Source organism: Pseudomonas sp. S2_H10 (assembly GCF_054668285.1).
This window is the reverse complement of the sequence record NZ_CP162754.1, coordinates 306,892-326,176: the sequence shown is the minus strand read 5'-3', so window position 1 is coordinate 326,176 and position 19,285 is coordinate 306,892. Positions and strand designations below refer to the sequence as shown.

Annotated in this window: 23 protein-coding genes; 21 read left to right on the top strand and 2 right to left on the bottom strand. The window is 59.4% G+C overall.

The window, feature by feature from the left end; translation table 11 throughout:
* The first annotated feature begins 23 nt into the window (after window positions 1-23).
* The 8 genes from AB4O16_RS01380 (at window position 24) to AB4O16_RS01345 (ending at window position 7,012) form a co-directional block, all read left to right on the top strand.
* Window positions 24-926, top strand: coding sequence for a LysR family transcriptional regulator (locus AB4O16_RS01380; RefSeq protein WP_075944519.1), 903 nt, complete (start codon window positions 24-26; stop codon window positions 924-926).
* 299 nt (window positions 927-1,225) lie between these two features.
* The gene (locus tag AB4O16_RS01375; RefSeq protein ID WP_085702103.1) at window positions 1,226-1,918 is read left to right on the top strand and encodes a 3-oxoacid CoA-transferase subunit A; all 693 of its coding nucleotides are present in this window, start codon (window positions 1,226-1,228) and stop codon (window positions 1,916-1,918) included.
* A 6-nt stretch (window positions 1,919-1,924) separates the two neighbouring features.
* On the top strand, window positions 1,925-2,593 hold the full coding sequence (locus AB4O16_RS01370; RefSeq protein WP_075944521.1) for a 3-oxoacid CoA-transferase subunit B: 669 nt from the start codon (window positions 1,925-1,927) through the stop codon (window positions 2,591-2,593).
* A gap of 10 nt (window positions 2,594-2,603) precedes the next feature.
* On the top strand, window positions 2,604-3,491 hold the full coding sequence (locus tag AB4O16_RS01365; RefSeq protein ID WP_075944522.1) for an acyl-CoA thioesterase: 888 nt from the start codon (window positions 2,604-2,606) through the stop codon (window positions 3,489-3,491).
* Window positions 3,492-3,659: 168 nt separating this feature from the next.
* On the top strand, window positions 3,660-4,949 hold the full coding sequence (locus AB4O16_RS01360) for an MFS transporter (protein WP_075944523.1): 1,290 nt from the start codon (window positions 3,660-3,662) through the stop codon (window positions 4,947-4,949).
* Between the two features lie 32 nt (window positions 4,950-4,981).
* Window positions 4,982-5,305: an EthD domain-containing protein gene (locus tag AB4O16_RS01355; RefSeq protein WP_075944524.1), complete on the top strand. Its 324-nt coding sequence runs from the start codon at window positions 4,982-4,984 to the stop codon at window positions 5,303-5,305.
* Window positions 5,306-5,363: 58 nt separating this feature from the next.
* The gene (gene catC, locus AB4O16_RS01350) at window positions 5,364-5,642 is read left to right on the top strand and encodes a muconolactone Delta-isomerase (protein WP_075944525.1); all 279 of its coding nucleotides are present in this window, start codon (window positions 5,364-5,366) and stop codon (window positions 5,640-5,642) included.
* A gap of 101 nt (window positions 5,643-5,743) precedes the next feature.
* Window positions 5,744-7,012 (top strand): acetyl-CoA hydrolase/transferase family protein, encoded by a 1,269-nt coding sequence (locus tag AB4O16_RS01345; RefSeq protein ID WP_075944526.1) that lies wholly within the window; start codon window positions 5,744-5,746, stop codon window positions 7,010-7,012.
* Between the two features lie 30 nt (window positions 7,013-7,042).
* On the opposite strand, the gene AB4O16_RS01340 is transcribed toward AB4O16_RS01345, so the two are convergent.
* On the bottom strand, window positions 7,043-8,005 hold the full coding sequence (locus tag AB4O16_RS01340; RefSeq protein ID WP_075944527.1) for a LysR family transcriptional regulator: 963 nt from the start codon (window positions 8,003-8,005) through the stop codon (window positions 7,043-7,045).
* Window positions 8,006-8,110: 105 nt separating this feature from the next.
* On the opposite strand from AB4O16_RS01340, the gene AB4O16_RS01335 reads away from it, so the two are divergent.
* The 10 genes from AB4O16_RS01335 to AB4O16_RS01290 all read left to right on the top strand — a co-directional run bounded on the left by AB4O16_RS01335 (window position 8,111) and on the right by AB4O16_RS01290 (window position 16,480).
* Window positions 8,111-8,974: a VOC family protein gene (locus AB4O16_RS01335; RefSeq protein WP_075944528.1), complete on the top strand. Its 864-nt coding sequence runs from the start codon at window positions 8,111-8,113 to the stop codon at window positions 8,972-8,974.
* A gap of 35 nt (window positions 8,975-9,009) precedes the next feature.
* Window positions 9,010-9,681, top strand: coding sequence for a class II aldolase/adducin family protein (locus tag AB4O16_RS01330; protein ID WP_075944940.1), 672 nt, complete (start codon window positions 9,010-9,012; stop codon window positions 9,679-9,681).
* 2 nt (window positions 9,682-9,683) lie between these two features.
* Complete coding sequence (locus AB4O16_RS01325) at window positions 9,684-11,153, top strand: 2-hydroxymuconic semialdehyde dehydrogenase (RefSeq protein ID WP_075944529.1); 1,470 nt, start codon at window positions 9,684-9,686, stop codon at window positions 11,151-11,153.
* A gap of 8 nt (window positions 11,154-11,161) precedes the next feature.
* On the top strand, window positions 11,162-11,944 hold the full coding sequence (dmpE, locus tag AB4O16_RS01320; RefSeq protein WP_075944530.1) for a 2-oxopent-4-enoate hydratase: 783 nt from the start codon (window positions 11,162-11,164) through the stop codon (window positions 11,942-11,944).
* A 9-nt stretch (window positions 11,945-11,953) separates the two neighbouring features.
* Window positions 11,954-12,754, top strand: coding sequence for a 2-oxo-3-hexenedioate decarboxylase (gene dmpH / locus AB4O16_RS01315; RefSeq protein WP_460156784.1), 801 nt, complete (start codon window positions 11,954-11,956; stop codon window positions 12,752-12,754).
* Between the two features lie 10 nt (window positions 12,755-12,764).
* Entirely contained in the window at window positions 12,765-12,956 is a 192-nt protein-coding gene (locus AB4O16_RS01310; protein WP_075944532.1) for a 2-hydroxymuconate tautomerase, read from the top strand.
* Window positions 12,957-12,972: 16 nt separating this feature from the next.
* On the top strand, window positions 12,973-13,911 hold the full coding sequence (locus tag AB4O16_RS01305; protein ID WP_075944533.1) for an acetaldehyde dehydrogenase (acetylating): 939 nt from the start codon (window positions 12,973-12,975) through the stop codon (window positions 13,909-13,911).
* Window positions 13,912-13,922: 11 nt separating this feature from the next.
* Window positions 13,923-14,960, top strand: coding sequence for a 4-hydroxy-2-oxovalerate aldolase (dmpG, locus tag AB4O16_RS01300; protein WP_085702100.1), 1,038 nt, complete (start codon window positions 13,923-13,925; stop codon window positions 14,958-14,960).
* Between the two features lie 133 nt (window positions 14,961-15,093).
* Complete coding sequence (locus tag AB4O16_RS01295; protein WP_460156783.1) at window positions 15,094-15,474, top strand: nuclear transport factor 2 family protein; 381 nt, start codon at window positions 15,094-15,096, stop codon at window positions 15,472-15,474.
* A gap of 97 nt (window positions 15,475-15,571) precedes the next feature.
* Window positions 15,572-16,480: a LysR family transcriptional regulator gene (locus tag AB4O16_RS01290; RefSeq protein WP_460156782.1), complete on the top strand. Its 909-nt coding sequence runs from the start codon at window positions 15,572-15,574 to the stop codon at window positions 16,478-16,480.
* 1 nt (window position 16,481) lies between these two features.
* Here the strand turns inward: AB4O16_RS01290 and AB4O16_RS01285 are convergent, their stop codons facing one another.
* Entirely contained in the window at window positions 16,482-17,420 is a 939-nt protein-coding gene (locus AB4O16_RS01285; protein WP_085702098.1) for a LysR substrate-binding domain-containing protein, read from the bottom strand.
* Between the two features lie 58 nt (window positions 17,421-17,478).
* Between AB4O16_RS01285 and AB4O16_RS01280 the strand changes: the two genes are divergently transcribed.
* From AB4O16_RS01280 to AB4O16_RS01270, 3 genes are all read left to right on the top strand, one after another.
* Entirely contained in the window at window positions 17,479-17,691 is a 213-nt protein-coding gene (locus AB4O16_RS01280) for a hypothetical protein (protein ID WP_085702097.1), read from the top strand.
* Window positions 17,692-17,854: 163 nt separating this feature from the next.
* A complete protein-coding gene (locus AB4O16_RS01275) occupies window positions 17,855-18,619 on the top strand; it encodes an SDR family NAD(P)-dependent oxidoreductase (protein WP_075944538.1) in 765 nt (254 codons plus the stop codon).
* A gap of 74 nt (window positions 18,620-18,693) precedes the next feature.
* A complete protein-coding gene (locus AB4O16_RS01270) occupies window positions 18,694-19,152 on the top strand; it encodes an SRPBCC family protein (protein WP_075944539.1) in 459 nt (152 codons plus the stop codon).
* The last annotated feature ends 133 nt before the right edge of the window (window positions 19,153-19,285 follow it).

Below are 19,285 nucleotides of genomic sequence, written 5' to 3'. Positions count from 1 at the left end.
CACTTGGCAGGAACCGTCCGACCATGGCGATGCATTTCGATATCACCGATTTCCGTCTGTTCATCAACATCGCGGAAACCAGCAGTCTTACCCGCGGCTCCGAGCGCTCGTTCCTTTCGGTGCCCGCAACAAGCAACCGTATCAAAAACCTGGAAGAAAACCTCGGCGTGCGCTTGCTCGAGCGCTCGCCTCAGGGTGTGACCCTGACCAACGCCGGCAAGACCTATTTACAGCACGCGCGGGTGATCCTGTCCCAGCTGGAAATGCTCACCGGCGATCTACAGCAATACACCGACGGCCTCAAGGGGCAGTTGCGCCTGCAAGCCAACACCACCGCGATTACCGAATACCTGCCGCCGGTGGTGGGTGAGTATCTGATCAGTCATCCGGATGTGCACATCGACATGCGCGAGCGTCTCAGTGACGACATCGTGCGTGCCGTTCGCGAGGGCAGCACCGATCTGGGCATCGTGTCCGGGAGCGTGGTCACCGACGGCTTGCAGAGTGTGCCGCTGGTATCCAGCCGTTTGATGGTCATCGCGCCGCTGGATCACCCAATTCTGTTGCGCGGTGATGTGTTTTTTAAGGAAACCCTGCAATACGCCTTTGTATCGTTGCTCGAGGGCAGCGCAATCAATGTGTTCCTCAGCCGCGCCGCCGCCGCGTTGCACCTGCCGCTGACCATTCGGGTACAGGTTGCCAGTTCCGACGCCATCTTCCGTATGGTCGAAGCAGGGGCCGGTATTGCCATCGTGCCTCAGGCCAGTTACGACCGGCTCAAGGGGCGGCAGGGTATCGGTGCCTGTCAATTGCTTGATCCCTGGGCGGTGCGGACCTTCCAGCTCTGTTCCCAGGATTTCGACGGCCTCTCGACCTTCGCCCGCGAATTCGCCGACGCGCTCATCGAGCGTTACCGCACGGTCTAGATCCGCCTGAATTGCCTCCCCATAGATGCAGAAATCCACTGTAGGAGCTGCCGCAGGCTGCGATCTTTTGATTTTGTTTTTAAAAATCAAAAGATCGCAGCCTCGTTGCACTCGATAGCTTCTACAGGGTTTCGCGCATGTTACGCAGGCAGCCATTAATCGATCGTTAATTCGCCCTTTCGAAGTCCGAAATTGTGGGCCTCGGGCCGCACTGGCAAGCTGATTCAAACGCGGGGTAGCGCCTTGCACTGCTTGCCAGACTCCGGCCTGGCCCCAAGAACGAGAAAGGATGTATAGCGATGATCAACAAGCTGTTGCCTAGCGCCATTGAAGCGCTGGCGGACATTCCCGACGGGGCTGTGGTGGCCGTGGGCGGCTTCGGCGGCGCTGGCATGCCCGACGACCTGATTCAGGCATTGATCGCTCAGGGCGCGACCGACCTGACTCTGGTCAGCAACAACGCCGGCCAGGGCGATACCGGTTTGGCCGCGCTGCTCAAGGCGGGCCGCGTTCGCCGGATCCTTTGCTCCTACCCGCGAATGAACGGTTCTCATGTGTTCGAGACCCTCTACCGTGCCGGAAAAATCGAACTGGAGATCGTCCCTCAGGGCAACTTGGCCGAGCGCCTGCGGGCCGCCGGCTGCGGCATCGGTGGTTTTTACACGCCGACTGGCTTTGGCACCTTGTTGGCCAAAGGCAAGGAATCGCGCACCATCGACGGCCGCAACTACGTGCTCGAATACCCCATCCACGTTGACTTCGCCTTGATCAATGCTGAGGAGGGCGATCGCTGGGGCAACCTGGTGTACCGCAAAACCGCGCGCAATTTCGCCCCGATCATGGCCATGGCCGCGCACAACACCATTGCTTCGGTCGGTCGCGTGGTGGAGTTGGGTGAGCTTGATCCGGAGCGGGTCATCACCCCCGGTATCTTCGTCAAACACATTGTCCAGCGCACCGATGTTGCGCCGGCACAGCAGCAGGTGGGATGAACAAAAATGGACAAAAACATTCGCAACGCAATGGCGGCTCGCGTCGCCCGCGACATCCCTGAAGGCGCCTACGTCAACCTGGGCATCGGCCTGCCAACCCTGGTGGCCAACCACCTGCCACAGGAGAAGGACATTTTCCTGCACAGTGAAAACGGCGTACTGGGGCGCTGGGTGGCCGCGCTTCCCGGTCAGGAAGATTGGGACATGATCAACGCCGGCAAAGAGCCGATCCAGCCGCTACCGGGCGTCGCATTCTTTCACCATGCCGACTCCTTCGGGATGATGCGCGGGGGCCATCTGGACATCTGCGTCCTTGGCGCATTCCAGGTCGCAGCCAACGGCGACCTGGCCAACTGGCATACCGGCGCTAAGGATGCCATTCCCGCAGTAGGCGGTGCGATGGACCTGGCGATCGGCGCCAAGCGCATCTTTGTGATGATGGATCACCTGGGCAAGGACGGTCAGAGCAAGTTTTTGTCCGCCTGCACCTACCCATTGACCGGGCTGGGCTGCGTCAGTCGGGTCTACACCGACATGGCCACCCTGGAACTGACCGATGACGGTGTGTTGGTGCTGGAGCTGATTGGCGATGTCACTGCCGAACGTCTGCAGGAGCTGACACCCGTGCCACTGGACTTTTCCATCCTCAACTTAGCATCAATGGCTAAGATATAAGGCGCCGGTCATGGAGCTGCATACCTCTGGACAGTACTGGGATCAGCGGGACCTGACCGAATTGCTTGCGCTGGATCTGGATGGGCAAAACCGATACCGCAGCCATACCAGTGACGTCGACAACCACGGACATGTCTATGGCGGACAATTGATCGCCCAAACGCTTTGGGCGGCGGCGCAAGGCTTGGAAGGGCGCAGCCCCAGTCTGTTGCAAATGACCTTTCTCAATGATGCCAGCCCGCTGGACACCATTGAGTACAGCGTGGAGTTGCTGCAGGACGGCCGATGCTTCTCCAACCGGCATATCTATGGCGTGCAGGGCACCGGCCTGGTGTTGAGCGCCAACGCGTCATTCCAGAAAACCAGCACTGACAGTGGCAGGGTCTATCACTTGGACCGCCTGCTGCCGACACCCGAAAGCCTGCCGACTCTCGCCGAATCGGCCGCCAGTCAGATGCATCAGGGCCACGCTCTTCGTTTGCGCTTAATTGACCGGCCTGTTCTTGACGTGCGGCCAATCCACGCTGAAAGAGCGGGCGGGCGACCAGACGATCAGCCCGAGGTCGGCTACTGGGTGCGTTTGAACCAGCCGCTGCCGAACGAAGGTTGTCTGCACCCTGCGGCGCTGGCCTATATGTCCGACTGCTGGCTCAACCGATGTCTGGTGCCGTCGCCTTCGATGCCTGATCCGTGGCAGCACGGCCGCGTCAGTCAGCTCAATCACAGTCTGTGGTTCCACAGCTCGTTAATCGATGCCAACGACTGGCTGCTTTTTCTGAGCGAGCCTGTTCGTAGCCTGGCCGGTCGCGGTTTGGTCACGACCCACATTTATCAGCGTTATGGCCGGCTTGTCGCGAGCATGACTCAAGACATGTTGCTGTCGCCGTTGGTTGCGTGAATGAGATGGTCTTAGCTATTGCGAAAGAGGGACTTCCACAACGGCAAATGGGCAGAAGCAACGAACTCCCTCATGCTGCGAATGCGGATTGCGCATCGGTAACAGAAACACCCATGGCGTTGCTCTGAGGCCATGAGCAGTTCACCAATAACAATAAGGAAGGTCATCATGTTCGATTGGTACAGGAAAGGCTCGCCTCGTGAACGCAAGACATTCTGGGCCTGCTACTCCGGCTGGGCGCTGGATTCCTACGACATGCAGATGTTCAGCTTTCTGCTGCCAACGATCATTGCCCTGTGGGGGCTGACCAAGGCCGAAGCCGGCATGGTCGGCACTGCCGCATTGCTGTCGGCGGCCATTGGCGGTTGGGCCGCCGGTATTCTCAGCGACCGCCACGGTCGTGTGCGCATCCTGATCTTCTCGATTCTCTGGTTCACTTTTTTTGGTGTGGTAGCCGGCTTCGCGCAAAACTTCGAACAGTTGCTGATCGCCCGGACCTTGCAAGGTTTCGGCTTCGGCGGTGAATGGGCGGTAGGTGCTGCGCTGATGGCTGAAGTGATCAACCCGAGTAATCGCGGTCGCGCGATGGGCTTTGTGCAGTCGGGCTTCGCACTGGGTTGGGCAGGCGCGGTAATTATCATCACCGTCATCCTCAGCCAGTTCCCGGCGGAACTGGCTTGGCGTGTCGCGTTCTGGTTCGGGGTCATCCCGGCACTGATGGTGTTGTTTATCCGCCGTCACGTCAAAGACTCCGATGCGTTTGTTCAGGCCGTTGCAAGCAAGGCGCCCAAAGCCTCTTTCTCGACCGTGTTCAAACCGCAGTACCGGCGGCTGACAATGCTATCGAGCATTCTGGTGGTCGGTCTGCAAGCGGGCAGCTACGTGATTCTGGTGTGGATACCGTCGTTGCTCAAGGACCGTGGTGTGGAGTCCGGTTCGTTGATCGCTACCATCCTGGTCATGGCGCTGGGCTGCTTTGCCGGTTTCGCCAGTACTGCTTATCTGGCGGACAAACTGGGACGGCGTCCGACGCTGATCGTGCTGTCGCTGATGTCGTGGATCGTGACCGTCACCTACATGATGATCCCGCTCAATCCACTGGTCACCCACGTCATGGGTTTCCTGGTGGGCTTCGCCGCCATTGGCATGTACGCGGCGCTGGGGCCGTTTCTCAGTGAATTGTTTCCCACCCATGTGCGCACCACCTGCATGGGCTTTTCCTACAATGTCGGCAAGTCGGTCGGTGCCACGGCGATCACAGGCGTCGGTGTGCTCTCGGTGCATGTCGGCCTGGCGCAAGCGATCGGCCTTTTTTGCCTGTGTGCTTATGCAATCTCCGTGGTGGCCTTGTTGCTGCTACCGGAAACCAAGGGCATCAGCATTGAAGTGCTGGATGCACAAGACCCGGCCGCTGACGCTGCCGCCCCTACAAATTCCACAACGCCGAAGACCGCCTGAGCGCCGTTCTTTAGCCATTCATCGAGGTCCCCATGATTCGTATCCTTTATCTGTTGGTTAAACCGGAAAGCATGAGCCACGAGCAGTTTCGAAAAGAGTGCGTGGTGCATTTCCAGATGTCCGCCGGAATGCCGGGGCTGCACAAATACGAAGTGCGACTGGTTGCCGGTAATCCTACGGATACCCACGTGCCGTATCTGGACGTAGGCCGTATCGATGCGATCGGTGAATGCTGGTTTGCCAGTGAGGAGCAGTATCAGGTCTACATGGAATCCGATATCCGCAAGGCCTGGTTCGAACATGGTAAGTATTTCATCGGCCAGCTTAAGCCCTTCGTCACTGAAGAGCTGGTTTGAGGTTTCGCGCCGCCGCTGGCAGGGGGCGCTCGTTCAACAACAATATCTGGAGTTCAACATGCTGTATTGCGTAGAAATGACCGTCAGTATTCCCCGTGACATTCCGCTGGACGAAGTGGAGCGGATCAAGGCGTCGGAGAAGGAAAGGGCCATCGACATCCAGGAGTCGGGCAAGTGGCCCCACCTGTGGCGCGTCGTGGGCGAGTACTCCAACATCAGCATCTTTGACGTCGAAGGTAACGATGAACTGCACAGCCTGCTGTCGAGTCTGCCTCTGTTCCCTTTCATGAAGATCAAAGTCACCCCGCTGGCCAAGCACCCGTCGTCGATTTTCTGATTGTCGCGGCGGCCCGCAACGGGCCGCCATTTTCCATTTGAGCCCTGTCTGCCTTGGGTCCTGTACCACAGGGCCCGGCTCGCTATTGCCAGGGTTTTGCCATGCCTCTCGAATTACAAGCCAATGCACCGGACCTCTCCAGCCTGATCCGACCCGGGGACACCGTGTTATGGGGACAGGCGAACGCCGAGCCGCTGACCCTGACCCGTGCGCTCATGGCACAGCGTCATGATTTCAAGCGCATCCGGGTGCTGCTGGGCATTGCCAACAGTGACACCTGCCGGCCCGAGCATGCCGATGCCGTGGACTTTCTCGCCTATTGCGGTGCCGGCGCAAATCGTGCGCTGGCTGACGCCGGTGTGCTGGACATTCTTGCTTGCCACTACTCTGAAATGGCGTCGCAGTTGAGTTCTGGGCAATTGCGCGTCGATGTTCTGATGCTGCAGCTTTCGCCGGCGGATGCCAACGGCCGGCACAGCCTCAGTCTGGCCAGCGAATACTTGCTCTGTGCGCTGGAACAGGCGGCCGTGGTGATCGGGGAGGTCAATCAACAGGCTCCCTGGACCTATGGTGAGCGTACCCTGGGTCTGGATGAACTGGACGCTGTGGTCTACACCGACCGTGCGCCCCTGGCGAGCGAAAGCGCGAGCATTCGCGAGGTAGACATGAAAATCGCCAGGAACATCGCCGACTTGGTCGAAGACGGATCGACCCTGCAGACGGGCATCGGTGCCATACCGGATGCAGTGCTCAGCGCCTTAAATGACCACCACAATCTGGGTGTGCATTCGGGCAGCATCGGCGACGGCGTCATGCGGCTCATGCAAAGCGGCGTGGTCAATAATTCACGCAAGAGCAGGGACGCCTGGCTCAGCGTGGGCGGCGTGCTGATTGGCAGCCAGGCATTGGCGCAGTTCGCCCATCGCAACCGGTCAGTGCATATGCGTTCCAGCGCCTATACCCACGACGCTCAGGTGCTGGCCAGTCTGGATCGTCTGGTGGCGATCAACTCCGCGGTGGAGGTCGATCTCACCGGGCAAGTGAACTCTGAGGTCGCGGCAGGCAGTTACCTGGGCGCGGTAGGGGGATCACTGGACTTCATCCGCGGCGCCCATCGTTCACGGGGCGGTCTGCCGATCATCGCACTGCCGTCCAGCGCACGGAGCAACAGTCGAATCGTTGCCCGCCTCAATGGTCCAACGACCATTCCCCGCAGTGATGCCGGGCTCATCGTCACCGAGTTTGGCGTCGCCGACCTGCGTGGACTGACCATGAAGCAAAGGGTCGACAAAATGCTCAGCATCGCCGCCCCGCAGCACCGAGCCGATCTGGAGGCGGCGTGGGCGCGGGGAGGGCTCGCAGGATCCTGACGGTACCGACAGTCCCGAGCGAGGGCGGAGTCAGTCGTCGAAAACCACTTCCTTTCCTGGCAGATCGTGGGGCAGCGCGGCGCTGACACCCGGTTGGTCGTTCTCGAACAAGGTACGCACGGTCTGGCGAATCCATTGGTGACGCGGGTCGTTCTGAAACCGCGCATGCCAGTACTGCTTGATGTCGTAAACCGGAAAGCCGTCGGGCAATTCGACGCTGCGAACATTGGCGTATTTCGCGTAAAGGCTGGCGACGGTCCGGGGCAGCACGACCACTAGGTTCGACCGCTCGATAATTGAAGCCGTACTCATGTAGTGACCCATCTGCAAAACGATATTTCGCTTAACACCGGCCTTAGCCAGGTAGCTCTCATACATCTCCTGATTACGCCCGCCATCGCGCACTTGTACATGTTCCAGGGTGCAGAATTCATCCAGGGTCAATTGTTCGTGCCGGATCTTGTGCCCCCCTCGGATCAGGCAGACCAGGTCATGGGAGAACAATCTTTGCTGATAGATGTTCGCCGCGCCGAGGTCAGGAAAGTAACCCATGACCAGGTCGACCTTGCCTTCGCGCAGATGCTCGTCCACGTCCTTGGCGGCCAGACTCAGGCTGCAAATCTGCGCAAGCGGCGCGACGCTGCGAAGGTGCCCGAGCAGCATCGGTAGAAAGGCGATTTCGCCAATCTCGCTCAAACAGAACATGAAGGGGGCGGTGCTGGTGGATGGGTCGAACACCGGATTGCTGAGGATGTCGCGGTCGATGATGTCGATCACCTCCCGCGTGCGATCAATGATGCTTTGGGCTCGTGGCGTTGCGGCCATTGTCTGACCCGAACGTACGAACAGCGCGTCTCCCAGTGACCGCCGCAAACGGGCCAGTGCCGCGCTGGCGGCTGGTTGACTCATGCCTAGACGTTGTGCCGCGGCGGTCACGTTGCCGGCTTCATGGACGGCCAGAAGCACTCTGAGAAGATTCAGATCGGTTTTCATGGGTATAACCAAAACAAATAAAATGAATAAAGATAATTTGCTATTTTTATTTTTGCCGCGACGCGAGGATTAAGTCCACATAAAAATAACGTTCGAGGCCGCTTCATGATCAATCTTCACGACATCCGCTATGTCCGTCTGGGGACGCCGGATCTGGAACAAACCCGCCTCTATGCCACCCAGATTCTGGGTCTGGAAGTGGCCCGGGTTGCCAATGGCGCCATCTATTTCCGATCCGATGATCGCGACCACACTTTGTGTTACTACGAAGGTGACCCGCAGGAGGCCACCGCGGCTTTCGAAGTGAGCACGCCCGAGGAGATGGACCATGCCGCGCAGGTGCTCGAAGATAATGGCTTTGCTGTTCGTCATGGCACTCGCGAAGACATCGAGTTGCGTGCGGTCAATGACCTGATCCAGTTCCGCGACCCGAGTGGCAACCGCATCGAATTGGTGCTCGGCCCTCATGCCAGTGGCGTGCGGCATTTCCCCTCGCGGGATGCCGGCAATACCGGTTTCAACCACATCGGCCTGCGTACCACCAACGCAAAACGCGACGAAGCGTTCTGGACACGCCTGTGCAACGCCAGGGTCAGTGACCGCATCGGCGAGGCGGCGCTGCTGCGCATCGATGAGGTGCATCACAAGATTGCGCTGTTTCCGTCCTCGCATGCGGGCGTGCAGCACATCAACCATCAGGTCGAAACCGTCGATGACATCATGCGCGCCTGGTACTTCCTTCGCGAGCGTGGCATTCGGATTCTCTTCGGCCCCGGTCGCCATCCGACTTCGGGCGCCTACTTCCTGTATTTCGAAGGGCCCGATGGCATGACATATGAGTACTCCTCGGGGGTCAGGCACATCAGCGCCGAGGAGGAAGCCGGTTACCGGCCACGGCAGTTCCCGGCGGTCCCTACGTCGTATTGCTGCTGGGGGTCGAAACCCGATATTGCGGAATTCCGTTCGTGAGTGGCGTGACCGCCACGGCCGCCCAGCAACGAGAAGTGCGGCTAGCGGCACGGGCATTGGCTCGGGCGGGCCTGGTGCATGCCTATGGTCATTGCAGCCTGCGCCTGGACGCGCATCACTTCCTGGTGTGCGCAGCCAAACCGATGGGGCTGATCGGCCCGGGAGAACCCGGTGTGGTGGTCCCCGTCGAGGGCCCGTTGCCGGAAGGCGTGCTGGGTGAGGTGCGAATCCATCAGCAGATCTATCAGCGTCGTGCCGATGTCGGTGCAGTGATTCGCAGCATGCCCGATCAGGTCATGACGTTGTCCTGCGCCGGTATTACGCCAAAGTCACGGCATGGCGCTGGCGCCTATTTTCACTCGTCCATACCTCTATGGGATGACCCGCAACTGTTGCGCGATGACGTTCAGGCGGCGGCGCTGGCCGAGCAACTGGCGGACGGTCCGGCATTGGTGATGCGCGGCAACGGCGCCGTTGTGGCCGGTGCCTCGCTGGTCGAGGCGCTGACGCTCAACTGGTACTTGGAGGATGCCGCTCATATCGAGTTGCAGCTGCATGCCGCGGGGCTGGCTGACCGGGTGCCGCCACTTGACGATGAGCAAACACGACAACGAGCGACTTACTCCGGTCGGATCTTCGAACGTATGTGGGATTACCTCACTGCCGGTGACATCGAGGCGGTCGAGCTCACACAGCAAGGAAACTGAACATGGCCACACTGCCTCTTAATGAGTTCCGCAATTTCATTGATAACCAATGGTGCGAGGGCGTTCGCACGTTCGATAACCGCAACCCCGTGGACAATAGCCTGATCGGCAAGGTCCACGAAGCCGGCCAGGCACAAGTGGACGCGGCGGTCCAGGCAGCCCGGGGCGCCTTGCAGGGCCCCTGGGGCAGTATGACCGCTGCGCAACGCATCGCTATTTTGCACAAGGTCGCCGAAGGTATTGAAAGTCGTTTCCAGGAATTCGTCGCCGCGGAAATCGCCGATACCGGTAAGCCTTACGATCTGGCCAGTCACCTGGACATTCCCCGTGGCGCGGCGAATTTCAGGGTGTTTGCAGACCTGCTGAAAAATGTCCCGAACGAATGTTTCACCATGGACACCCCCGATGGTGGCAAGGCGGTCAATTACGCCGTACGTGCACCGCGCGGCGTCATCGGGGTGATCTGTCCGTGGAATCTGCCGCTGTTGTTGATGACCTGGAAAGTCGGCCCCGCGCTGGCCTGCGGCAATACCGTCGTGGTCAAACCGTCCGAAGAGACGCCGGCGACCGCCACTTTGTTGGGTGAAGTCATGCTCGAGGCGGGGGTCCCGGCGGGTGTCTACAACGTCGTGCACGGCTTTGGTGAAAACTCGGCCGGTGCGTTTCTGACCGCTCACCCGGACGTCAACGGCATCACCTTCACCGGTGAAACCGGCACCGGCGAAGTGATCATGAGGGCAGCGGCCAAGGGCCTGCGTCCGGTGTCCCTGGAGCTGGGCGGCAAGAATGCGGCCGTGGTATTTGCCGATGCCGATCTGGAAAAAGCCGCCGCGGGCGTCGCTCGTTCGGCCTTTGAGAACAGCGGCCAGGTCTGTTTGGGCACCGAGCGCGTGTATGTCCAGCGTCCAGTGTTCGAACGTTTTGTCGCAGCGCTCAAGACAAAAGCTGAATCCCTGCGCGTGGGCATCCCCTACGAACGGGGGGTGAACATGGGCCCGCTCATTTCTCTGGGCCACCGTGAAAAAGTGCTGGGTTACTACCGTCAGGCCGTCGCCGATGGCGCTACCGTGGTCACCGGCGGAGGCGTTCCTGAGTTCAATTCCGAGTTGGCAGAAGGTGCCTGGGTACAGCCCACCATCTGGACCGACTTGCCGGAAAACTCAGCGGTGATCCGTGAGGAGATTTTCGGCCCGTGTTGTCACATCGCCCCCTTCGACGAAGAAGACGAGGTGGTGCGTCTCGTCAATGACACGCCGTACGGCCTGGCGGCCAGCGTCTGGACCTCCAACCTGCAAGTGGCCCACCGCATGGGCTCGGTTCTCAACGTCGGTGTCTGCTGGATCAATTCGTGGTTCCTGCGCGATCTGCGCACCGCTTTTGGCGGTGCGAAGCAGTCGGGTATCGGCCGAGAGGGCGGAGTGCATTCCCTGGAGTTCTACACCGAATTACGCAACGTTTGCGTGCGCCTGTGAGGTCTTTCATGAATACCCAGACACTGCATGCCTTGGGCAGCGAGTTGCACAATGCACTGACCAGCCGTGAGGCGATCGATCCCCTGAGTGAACGGTATCCGCAGCTGACGATTGAAGACGCCTACCAGATCCAGCTGGGCATGATCCAGGCGCGACTGGATGCCGGTCAGACCATCATCGGCAAGAAGATTGGGGCCACCAGTAAGGTCGTGATGGACATGCTGGGTGTGGATCAACCGGACTTCGGCCACCTGCTCAGCGGGATGTTGTACAGCGACGGTGCGGCGATCGAATGCGCCGGACTGATCGCCCCCAAGGCTGAAGGGGAAATCGCATTCGTGCTCAAACACGATTTGACCGGCCCCGGTGTCACGGTGGCGGATGTCATTCGGGCCACGGACTTTGTCATGCCTTGTTTCGAGATTGTCGATTCGCGCATTCGAGACTGGAAAATCCGCATTCAGGACACCGTCGCCGATAACGCTTCGGCCGGTGCATTCGTGCTGGGCAGCGAGTGCGTCGATCCACGGGATGTCGACCTGGCCTGTGTCGGCATGACACTGGAAAAAAATGGCGAACTGATTGCGACGGGCGCTGGCGCTGCGGCACTGGGTCACCCAGCCAATGCCGTCGCGTGGCTGGCCAATACGCTGGGGCGCTTGGGTATCGGCCTGAAGAAAGGCGAGGTGATCCTGTCCGGCTCACTGGCCGCCATGGTGCCGGTCAAGGCCGGTGATCAATTGCGCATAAGCCTGGGCGGTATCGGCTCTGCGTCCGTTCGTTTTGTTTGAGGGGATCCCATGAAACTGACACACGAGACGGTCATCGAGCTGGCCCTGCATCTGGAAAGAGCTGAGTTGACAGGTGTGGCCGTGACCAAAATAACTGACAAATTCCCTGATATGGACTGGGAGGACGCGTATGCCATTCAAGACACGATTCGCCGCCACAAAGAGCAGCGAGGTGTGCGCATCGTCGGGCTAAAGATGGGGTTGACCTCGTTCGCAAAAATGAAACAGATGGGCGTCAGTGAACCGGTCTACGGCTTTCTGACGGACTACGGTTCGTGCATGGATGGCTCGGCTATCGATGTCGATCATTTGATCCACCCCAAGATCGAGGCGGAAATTGCCTTTGTCCTCAAGCACCCATTGAAGGGCCTAGGCTGTCATGTGGGCGATGTGCTGGCCGCCACCGACTTCATTATTCCCGCCGTGGAAGTGATCGACTCGCGGTACGAAAACTTTCGCTTCGACCTCAAGAGTGTGATCGCCGATAACACCTCGGCGGCGCGCTTTGTTGTGGGCGGCAACGCCCTCGACCCCAAAGGGATCGACCTCAAATGCCTCGGCGTGGTGCTGGAAAAAAACGGCGAGGTGGTGGCAACCGCCGCAGGCGCGGCGGTGCTGGGGCATCCGGCGCAAAGCGTGGCCATGTTGGCCAACATGCTGGGCGCGCGGGGCCGTGAGCTGCCCGCGGGCACTTTCATCATGACTGGAGGCATGACCGAAGCGATCGCCGTTCAGGCGGGCGATCAGATCAATGTGCGGTATCAACATCTGGGCAGCGTTTCGATGCGCTTTCAGTCCAGCCTTCTGTGAGAACAGTCCCATGCCAATCATGCAGGTATTTCTGGTCGAAGGCCGCAGCGAGGAACAGAAGGCTCGATTGATAGCCGCACTGACCGACGCGGCCGTGAGCTCGCTGCAGGCGCCCATCGAATCGGTGCGCGTCATCATCAACGAAATGCCGAAGACAGATTTCGGTATTGCTGGCAAAACCGCCAAGGCGCTCGGGCGTTAGGTGCGAGGAAACCGTTATGAATACAAACAAGAAGAAAGTCGCGATTTTGGGTTCGGGCAATATCGGCACGGACTTGATGATCAAGATACTGCGCCAGAGTCAGCACTTGCAGATTTCGGTGCTAGTGGGCATCGATGCAGCTTCGGACGGCCTGGCGCGAGCCAGAAAAATGGGGGTGGCGGTGTCCCACGAAGGCGTCGAAGGCTTGATCGGCATGCCTGAGTTCGCCGACATCGAATTTGTCTTCGATGCCACCTCTGCCAGTGCCCATCTGGACAATGAAACCTTGCTGCGTCGACATAAACCCGACATCCGGATCATCGATCTGACACCGGCGGCGATCGGTCCGCTCTGCGTTCCGGTGGTGAATCTGGAACAGAACCTCAGCGCCACCAACGTCAATATGGTGACCTGCGGCGGCCAGGCGACCATTCCCATGGTGGCAGCCGTGTCTAGGGTAGCCGAGGTTCATTACGCGGAAATCGTGGCCTCGATCAGCAGCAAATCGGCTGGGCCCGGTACCCGTGCCAATATCGATGAGTTCACCGAAACCACCTCCAGGGCCATCGAAAAAGTCGGTGGCGCAGCCAAGGGCAAGGCCATCATTGTGCTCAATCCGGCCGAGCCGCCGTTGATCATGCGCGACACCGTCTACGTGTTGTCCGCGATGGCCAATGAGGACGAGGTCAGGAGATCCGTGGAGGAGATGGTCCGTGCCGTCAACGACTATGTTCCGGGTTATCGGCTCAAGCAGCGTGTGCAGTTCGAGCAGATTCCAGTCGACGCACCCGTGAACATCCCTGGGCATGGACGTTTCAGCGGGCTGAAAACGTCGATCTTTCTCGAAGTCGAGGGTGCCGCACATTACCTGCCGGCCTATGCGGGCAACCTCGACATCATGACTTGCGCCGCTTTGGCCACCGCAGAGCGCATCGCGCGTTCGATGGTTAACTAAAGGAACACACCATGACGTTCAATCCCGGAAAAAAACTCTACATTTCTGACGTTACGTTGCGTGACGGCAGCCATGCGATTCGTCATCAGTACTCCATCGACAACGTCCAGACCATTGCCCGTGCACTGGACAAGGCACGTGTGGACAGCATCGAAGTGGCGCATGGCGATGGCCTGCAGGGCTCCAGTTTCAACTACGGCTTTGGCGCGCACACCGACCTTGAGTGGATCGAAGCGGTCAGCGATGTGATTTCTCACGCGAAGGTCGCCACGCTGCTGTTGCCCGGCATCGGCACCGTTCACGACCTCAAGGCAGCGTACAACGCCGGCGCACGAATTGTCAGGGTCGCCACCCATTGCACCGAAGCGGACGTTTCGCGCCAACACATCGAATACGCGCGCGAACTGGGAATGGACACCGTAGGTTTTCTGATGATGAGCCACCTGACCAGCCCGCAGAATCTCGCGACCCAGGCCAAGATCATGGAGACCTATGGTGCCACCTGTATCTATGTGGTGGACTCCGGTGGCGCGATGAGCATGCAGGACATTCGCGAGCGGTTCCGCGCGCTCAAGGAAGTGCTCGACCCTACGACACACACCGGCATGCACGCTCACCATAATTTGTCGCTAGGCGTAGCCAACTCGATCGTCGCCGTGGAGGAGGGCTGCGACCGCATCGACGCTAGCCTCGCAGGCATGGGCGCCGGCGCTGGAAACGCGCCGCTGGAGGTCTTTATCGCCGCCGCCGATAGGATGGGTTGGCATCATGGCACCGACCTCTACACCCTGATGGACGCCGCCGATGACATCGTCCGTCCGCTGCAGGACCGGCCGGTGCGCGTCGATCGCGAAACCCTGGCGCTGGGGTATGCCGGCGTCTATTCGAGCTTCCTGCGCCATGCTGAAGTCGCCGCCAGGCGATATGGTCTCAAGACTGTGGACATTCTGGTGGAGCTCGGCCAGCGGCGCATGGTGGGTGGCCAGGAAGACATGATTGTCGATGTGGCGCTGGACTTGCTCAATTGTCCGAAGATCTACCCGACCTGAACCCCGGGCTTGATTGGTGCACTGGCGCAACAGGCTTTGGTGATTTTGCTGTATTGCGGTATCAGGGCGCGGAAAATAAAGTCGGGTGAAAGAAAACAACAACAAAAACGAGGATTGCTGGATGAATTACGCAATGAAAGCGATGTTTGACTGTGTCGACAGCAAAAACATCGAAGGCTTCCTGAGCTACCTGGCGGATGACGTCGAATTCCGCTTTGGCAACGCACCGAAACTGGTGGGCAAGGTGGCGATCAAGGACGGTGTGGGCGCCTTTTACTCGCAGATCCAGGGCCTTGAGCATGTCATGACCGGCGTGTGGGAACTCGATCACGTGACTATTATCGAGTTCGACAGCTACTACACCAAACACACGGGCGTCACCGTTGGCGTGCCGTGTTGTGTTGTCCTGCGTTTCAATGCCGATCGACTGATCAACGATTACCGGATCAACATCGACCTGTCCCCGGTGTTCGCTAGTGTGCCCGACAGTCATCTGATCCGCGCCACCGCCTGACCTTCGTTCCAGGTTCCCCTGCCAGTGACCTGCCAGCTGCCTCTCTCGAGGCCGGCAGGTCGCCGGCGTTCTGGAAAGACGTGATCAAGGCACCGTGATGAAAGATCTGAATTTGCTGTACATCTTCGAAGCGCTTTGGCGGGATCATTCGACGTCAATCGCAGCGCAGAACCTGGGCGTCACTCAGTCGGCCGTCAGCAGTAGTCTCAAGCGCCTGCGCCAGACCTACAGCGACCGGTTGTTTACGCTGGTCGGCCGGCGGATGGAACCTACACCTTTTTGCGCTCAAATCGCGCCGCGCCTGTTGCAGTCACTAGCCCTGATCCGGGCTGCGGAAAGCCAGATGATCGAGTTCGATCCGGGACTTTGCCGCAAGTCGTTTACCGTTAGAATGCTCGATGTGGGGGAAGTGGTGTGCCTACCGCCGATTCTGAAAAAGCTGGCCGCCGATGCCCCCCTGGCGCGCATGAACACCGTCGGAGGCGGCGTGGAGGAAACCCTCAACGGCTTGGCCACCGGCAGGATCGATCTGGCAATGGGCTTCATGCCGACTTTGCAAACCGACATACATCGATTGCCGGTGTTTTCCCAGCACTACGTGTGTGCCATGCGCCGCGACCATCCCTTGGCCAACAAGGTAATGTCCCTGGACGAGTTTATCGCTTGCGACCATCTACTGGTGGAGGCGGGCGGTACCGGCCATCAGGCGCTGGAGCGTGCCTTGATCGATGCGGGGGGCGCGGACTGCGTCAAGATGCGCGTGCCTCATCATCTGTCCAGTCCGCACCTACTGCTGGACAGTGACCTAATCTGGACGCTGCCATGTGCGCTCGGCAAGACGCTGGCGCGCTTTTACCCGTTGGCTATCCAGCCCTTGCCGCTGCAGATTCCTTCGTTCGAGATTGATCTGTACTGGCACGATCGCTTTCATCGAGACCCACAGAATAAATGGCTGCGCGAAATGATGGGCCGGGTTTTGAAGAGTCAGCAGGCGCAGTGGCAATAACTCAATCGGACGCTTTGCCGCTCAGCGTGCCATCGAGTATGAGCTGCGGCAGATGTAGGCTCAGGTAGTCGATCACACTGCGCACCGAGGGCAACATGCCCTTGGGTTTCGGATACAGCAGATGAATCAGGTGGGGCGGTCCGGCCCACGAGGGCATCACCACCTCAAGCGCACCGCTGCGCACCCACCCTACGACGATCGGCTCCGGCAACATCGCAATGCCTAGGCCATTGAGCGCGGCGTCCAGCTGCATGCTCAAATCGTCGGAAATCAGGCAGGGCAGATGGGGCATCAGTCGTTCTTCGTGAACGCCGTTGTGCAGCAGCCAGCGGCCGAAACCATCGTGCATGTCCGCTGGCAGGCACAGGGTCGGCAGGCCCGATAAGGCCTTGAGGGTGTCGGGGCGGCCCACGCGATCGAGCAGCGTCGGGCTTGCGACCATTAATCGCCTGGCGCTGCCCAGGGTTTTCGCCACCAGCCCGGCGGTTTCGTCGATATGGGTGCGGGCACGCAGAGCGATATCGAGTCGCTCCTCATACAAATCGACCTCGCGGTCTACCGCGCTCAGCTCCAAGCGAACCTTTGGGTACTTCGCCATGTAGCTGGGCAGGAGCGGTGACACGTAGGTCTTGGCCATGACCTGAGGGCAACTCAAGCGCACCAGACCTACGGGTTCACGGCGCATGTGCTCGACGCTCTCATAGGCGGTCTGCGCGCCCTCGACCACAGCCTGGCTCAGTGCAAAGAAATGTTGGCCGGCTTCCGTCAGCGACACCTGGCGCGTGGTGCGGTGCAACAGGCGCGCACCAATGCGTTTCTCCAGAAGGGCAATGTGCCGGCTGAGCAGGGTTTTCTCGATGCCCGTGGCCCTGGCCGCGGGTGAAAACCCTCCATGCCTGACGACAAGGACGAAGTAGTGCAGATCGTTCAGGTCATTCATGCAACGTCCCCCCTTTTTCGGAACCAATAGCAACCCTGTAGGAGCGAGCACGCTCACGATGGACGTCAACGATAACGCGTGCCCGCAGGATGAACGCGGCGCCCTTGAGTTCCTCGCGAGCATGCTCGCTCCGACAGGGATCACCGTGCTCACGATGATCGTGTTCGCGCCGCATTGGAGCATGGACCCCTTCGGCAGTGGAAGGGTTTTGCGGCATTTCATTGGTGCATTAAAGCAACAGTCTTTAGTGATTTATTCATCTAGTCAGTGACCGGTCGCCTACCTAAAGTTGAACCACTGACCAGCCCCCGATGTTGGGCAGCAGCATCACCGAAGGCAGTCATGGTTGTTGGCCAGATTCAGTGCAAGGGCTTAATGCGGCACTTGGCCAGGAACGAGATGAATAACAAAAAAGTCGCCAATGGAAGCTAGCTATGAGTGATTTGAACCAACGCAATATCATTGTCACTGGCGCATCCGGTGGCATCGGCAAAGCTTCGGTCATTGCGTTTGCCGAGGCCGGCGCCCGGGTCATCATGCTGGACCGCGATACCGCCGGTTTGAACGATATCGTTGAAGTGGTGCAGTCCTGCGGCGGTGCCGTCCATGCCATACCTTGCGATATCACCGACGAAGCCGCGGTCAAAGACGCCGTCGACGAGGTGATCAGCCGCTTCGGTGTGCTGCACGGCGCTTTCAACAATGCTGGCATCGAACAGAGCCACCTGCCGCTGCATGAAATCTCCGCCGAAGCCTGGGACCGCATCATCAAGGTCGACCTGACCGGCGTCTTCTACTGCATGAAGCATCAGATCCGAGCCATGCTCGCCTCCGGCGGCGGCTCTATCGTCAACACGGCATCAGCCCTGGGTGCGGTGGCCATCGCCGCCGCCTCCGACTACATCGCGGCCAAGCATGGCGTACTCGGCCTGACCAAAGCCGCCGCCGTTGATTACGGCCCGCAGCGAATCCGCGTGAATGCCGTCCTTCCCGGAATCATCGAGACCCCGATGATTCTGCGCCTGAGCCAGGAAGACAACTTTGCCAATCAGTTCCAGGCATTGCGCGAGCGCCACCCGATAGGTCGCTTCGGCAAGCCCGAGGAAATCGCCGCCGCTGCGTTGTGGCTGCTGTCAGACAAATCCAGTTTCGTGACCGGGACATCCTTGTCCGTGGATGGCGGCTACCTCGCCATCTGAAAACCGCTGTTGTGTGGTGTGCGGCCACTCATGAACGGGCGGCCGCGTCATTTGAAAATAAAAAGGTGAGCAAGATGATCATTGTAAGTAAGCGTCTGGAAATCAATCCGGCCGGTGAAGTTGAGTTGACCCGAGCCCAGGTCTGGGAAGGTCTGGAAGAAAAGGCGCGCAATCCTATCGGTTATGTCGGCCCGATCGAGCAATGCACGATCGTTGAAGAAGCCGAAGGCCGCAACCCATTCATTCGCGAAGTGGTGCTGCACGGTGAAACTCTGCAAGAGCTAATCACGCTTTTCCCGCAAGAGCGTGTCGAGTTCGTGCGTATTTCCGGCGGCGCACGCGGCATCATCAAGAACATCATCGAAGAAGAGAACGGCACGCTGTTCCTGCGCTTTACCTTCACCTTTTCCCTGGAAGGCGTGAAGGCTGGCAGCCCGGAAGAAAAAGCCTTTGCCGAAGGCATGGAAATCTCTTACTGCGAAGCGGTAAACACCACGCTGGGCCGTATGCGCGCGAAAAAAAACGTCGCCTGACGGACGAGGGCAAGCGGTGCGGCGATGGCAAGGTCACGCAGGACCTCGGGTTTGATCTCAACCTGTTCTGGGTGAACGGAGAATGAGAACCCGACCTTGTCCATCGCTCGCTTTGCGCTCTGCCATCAACGGT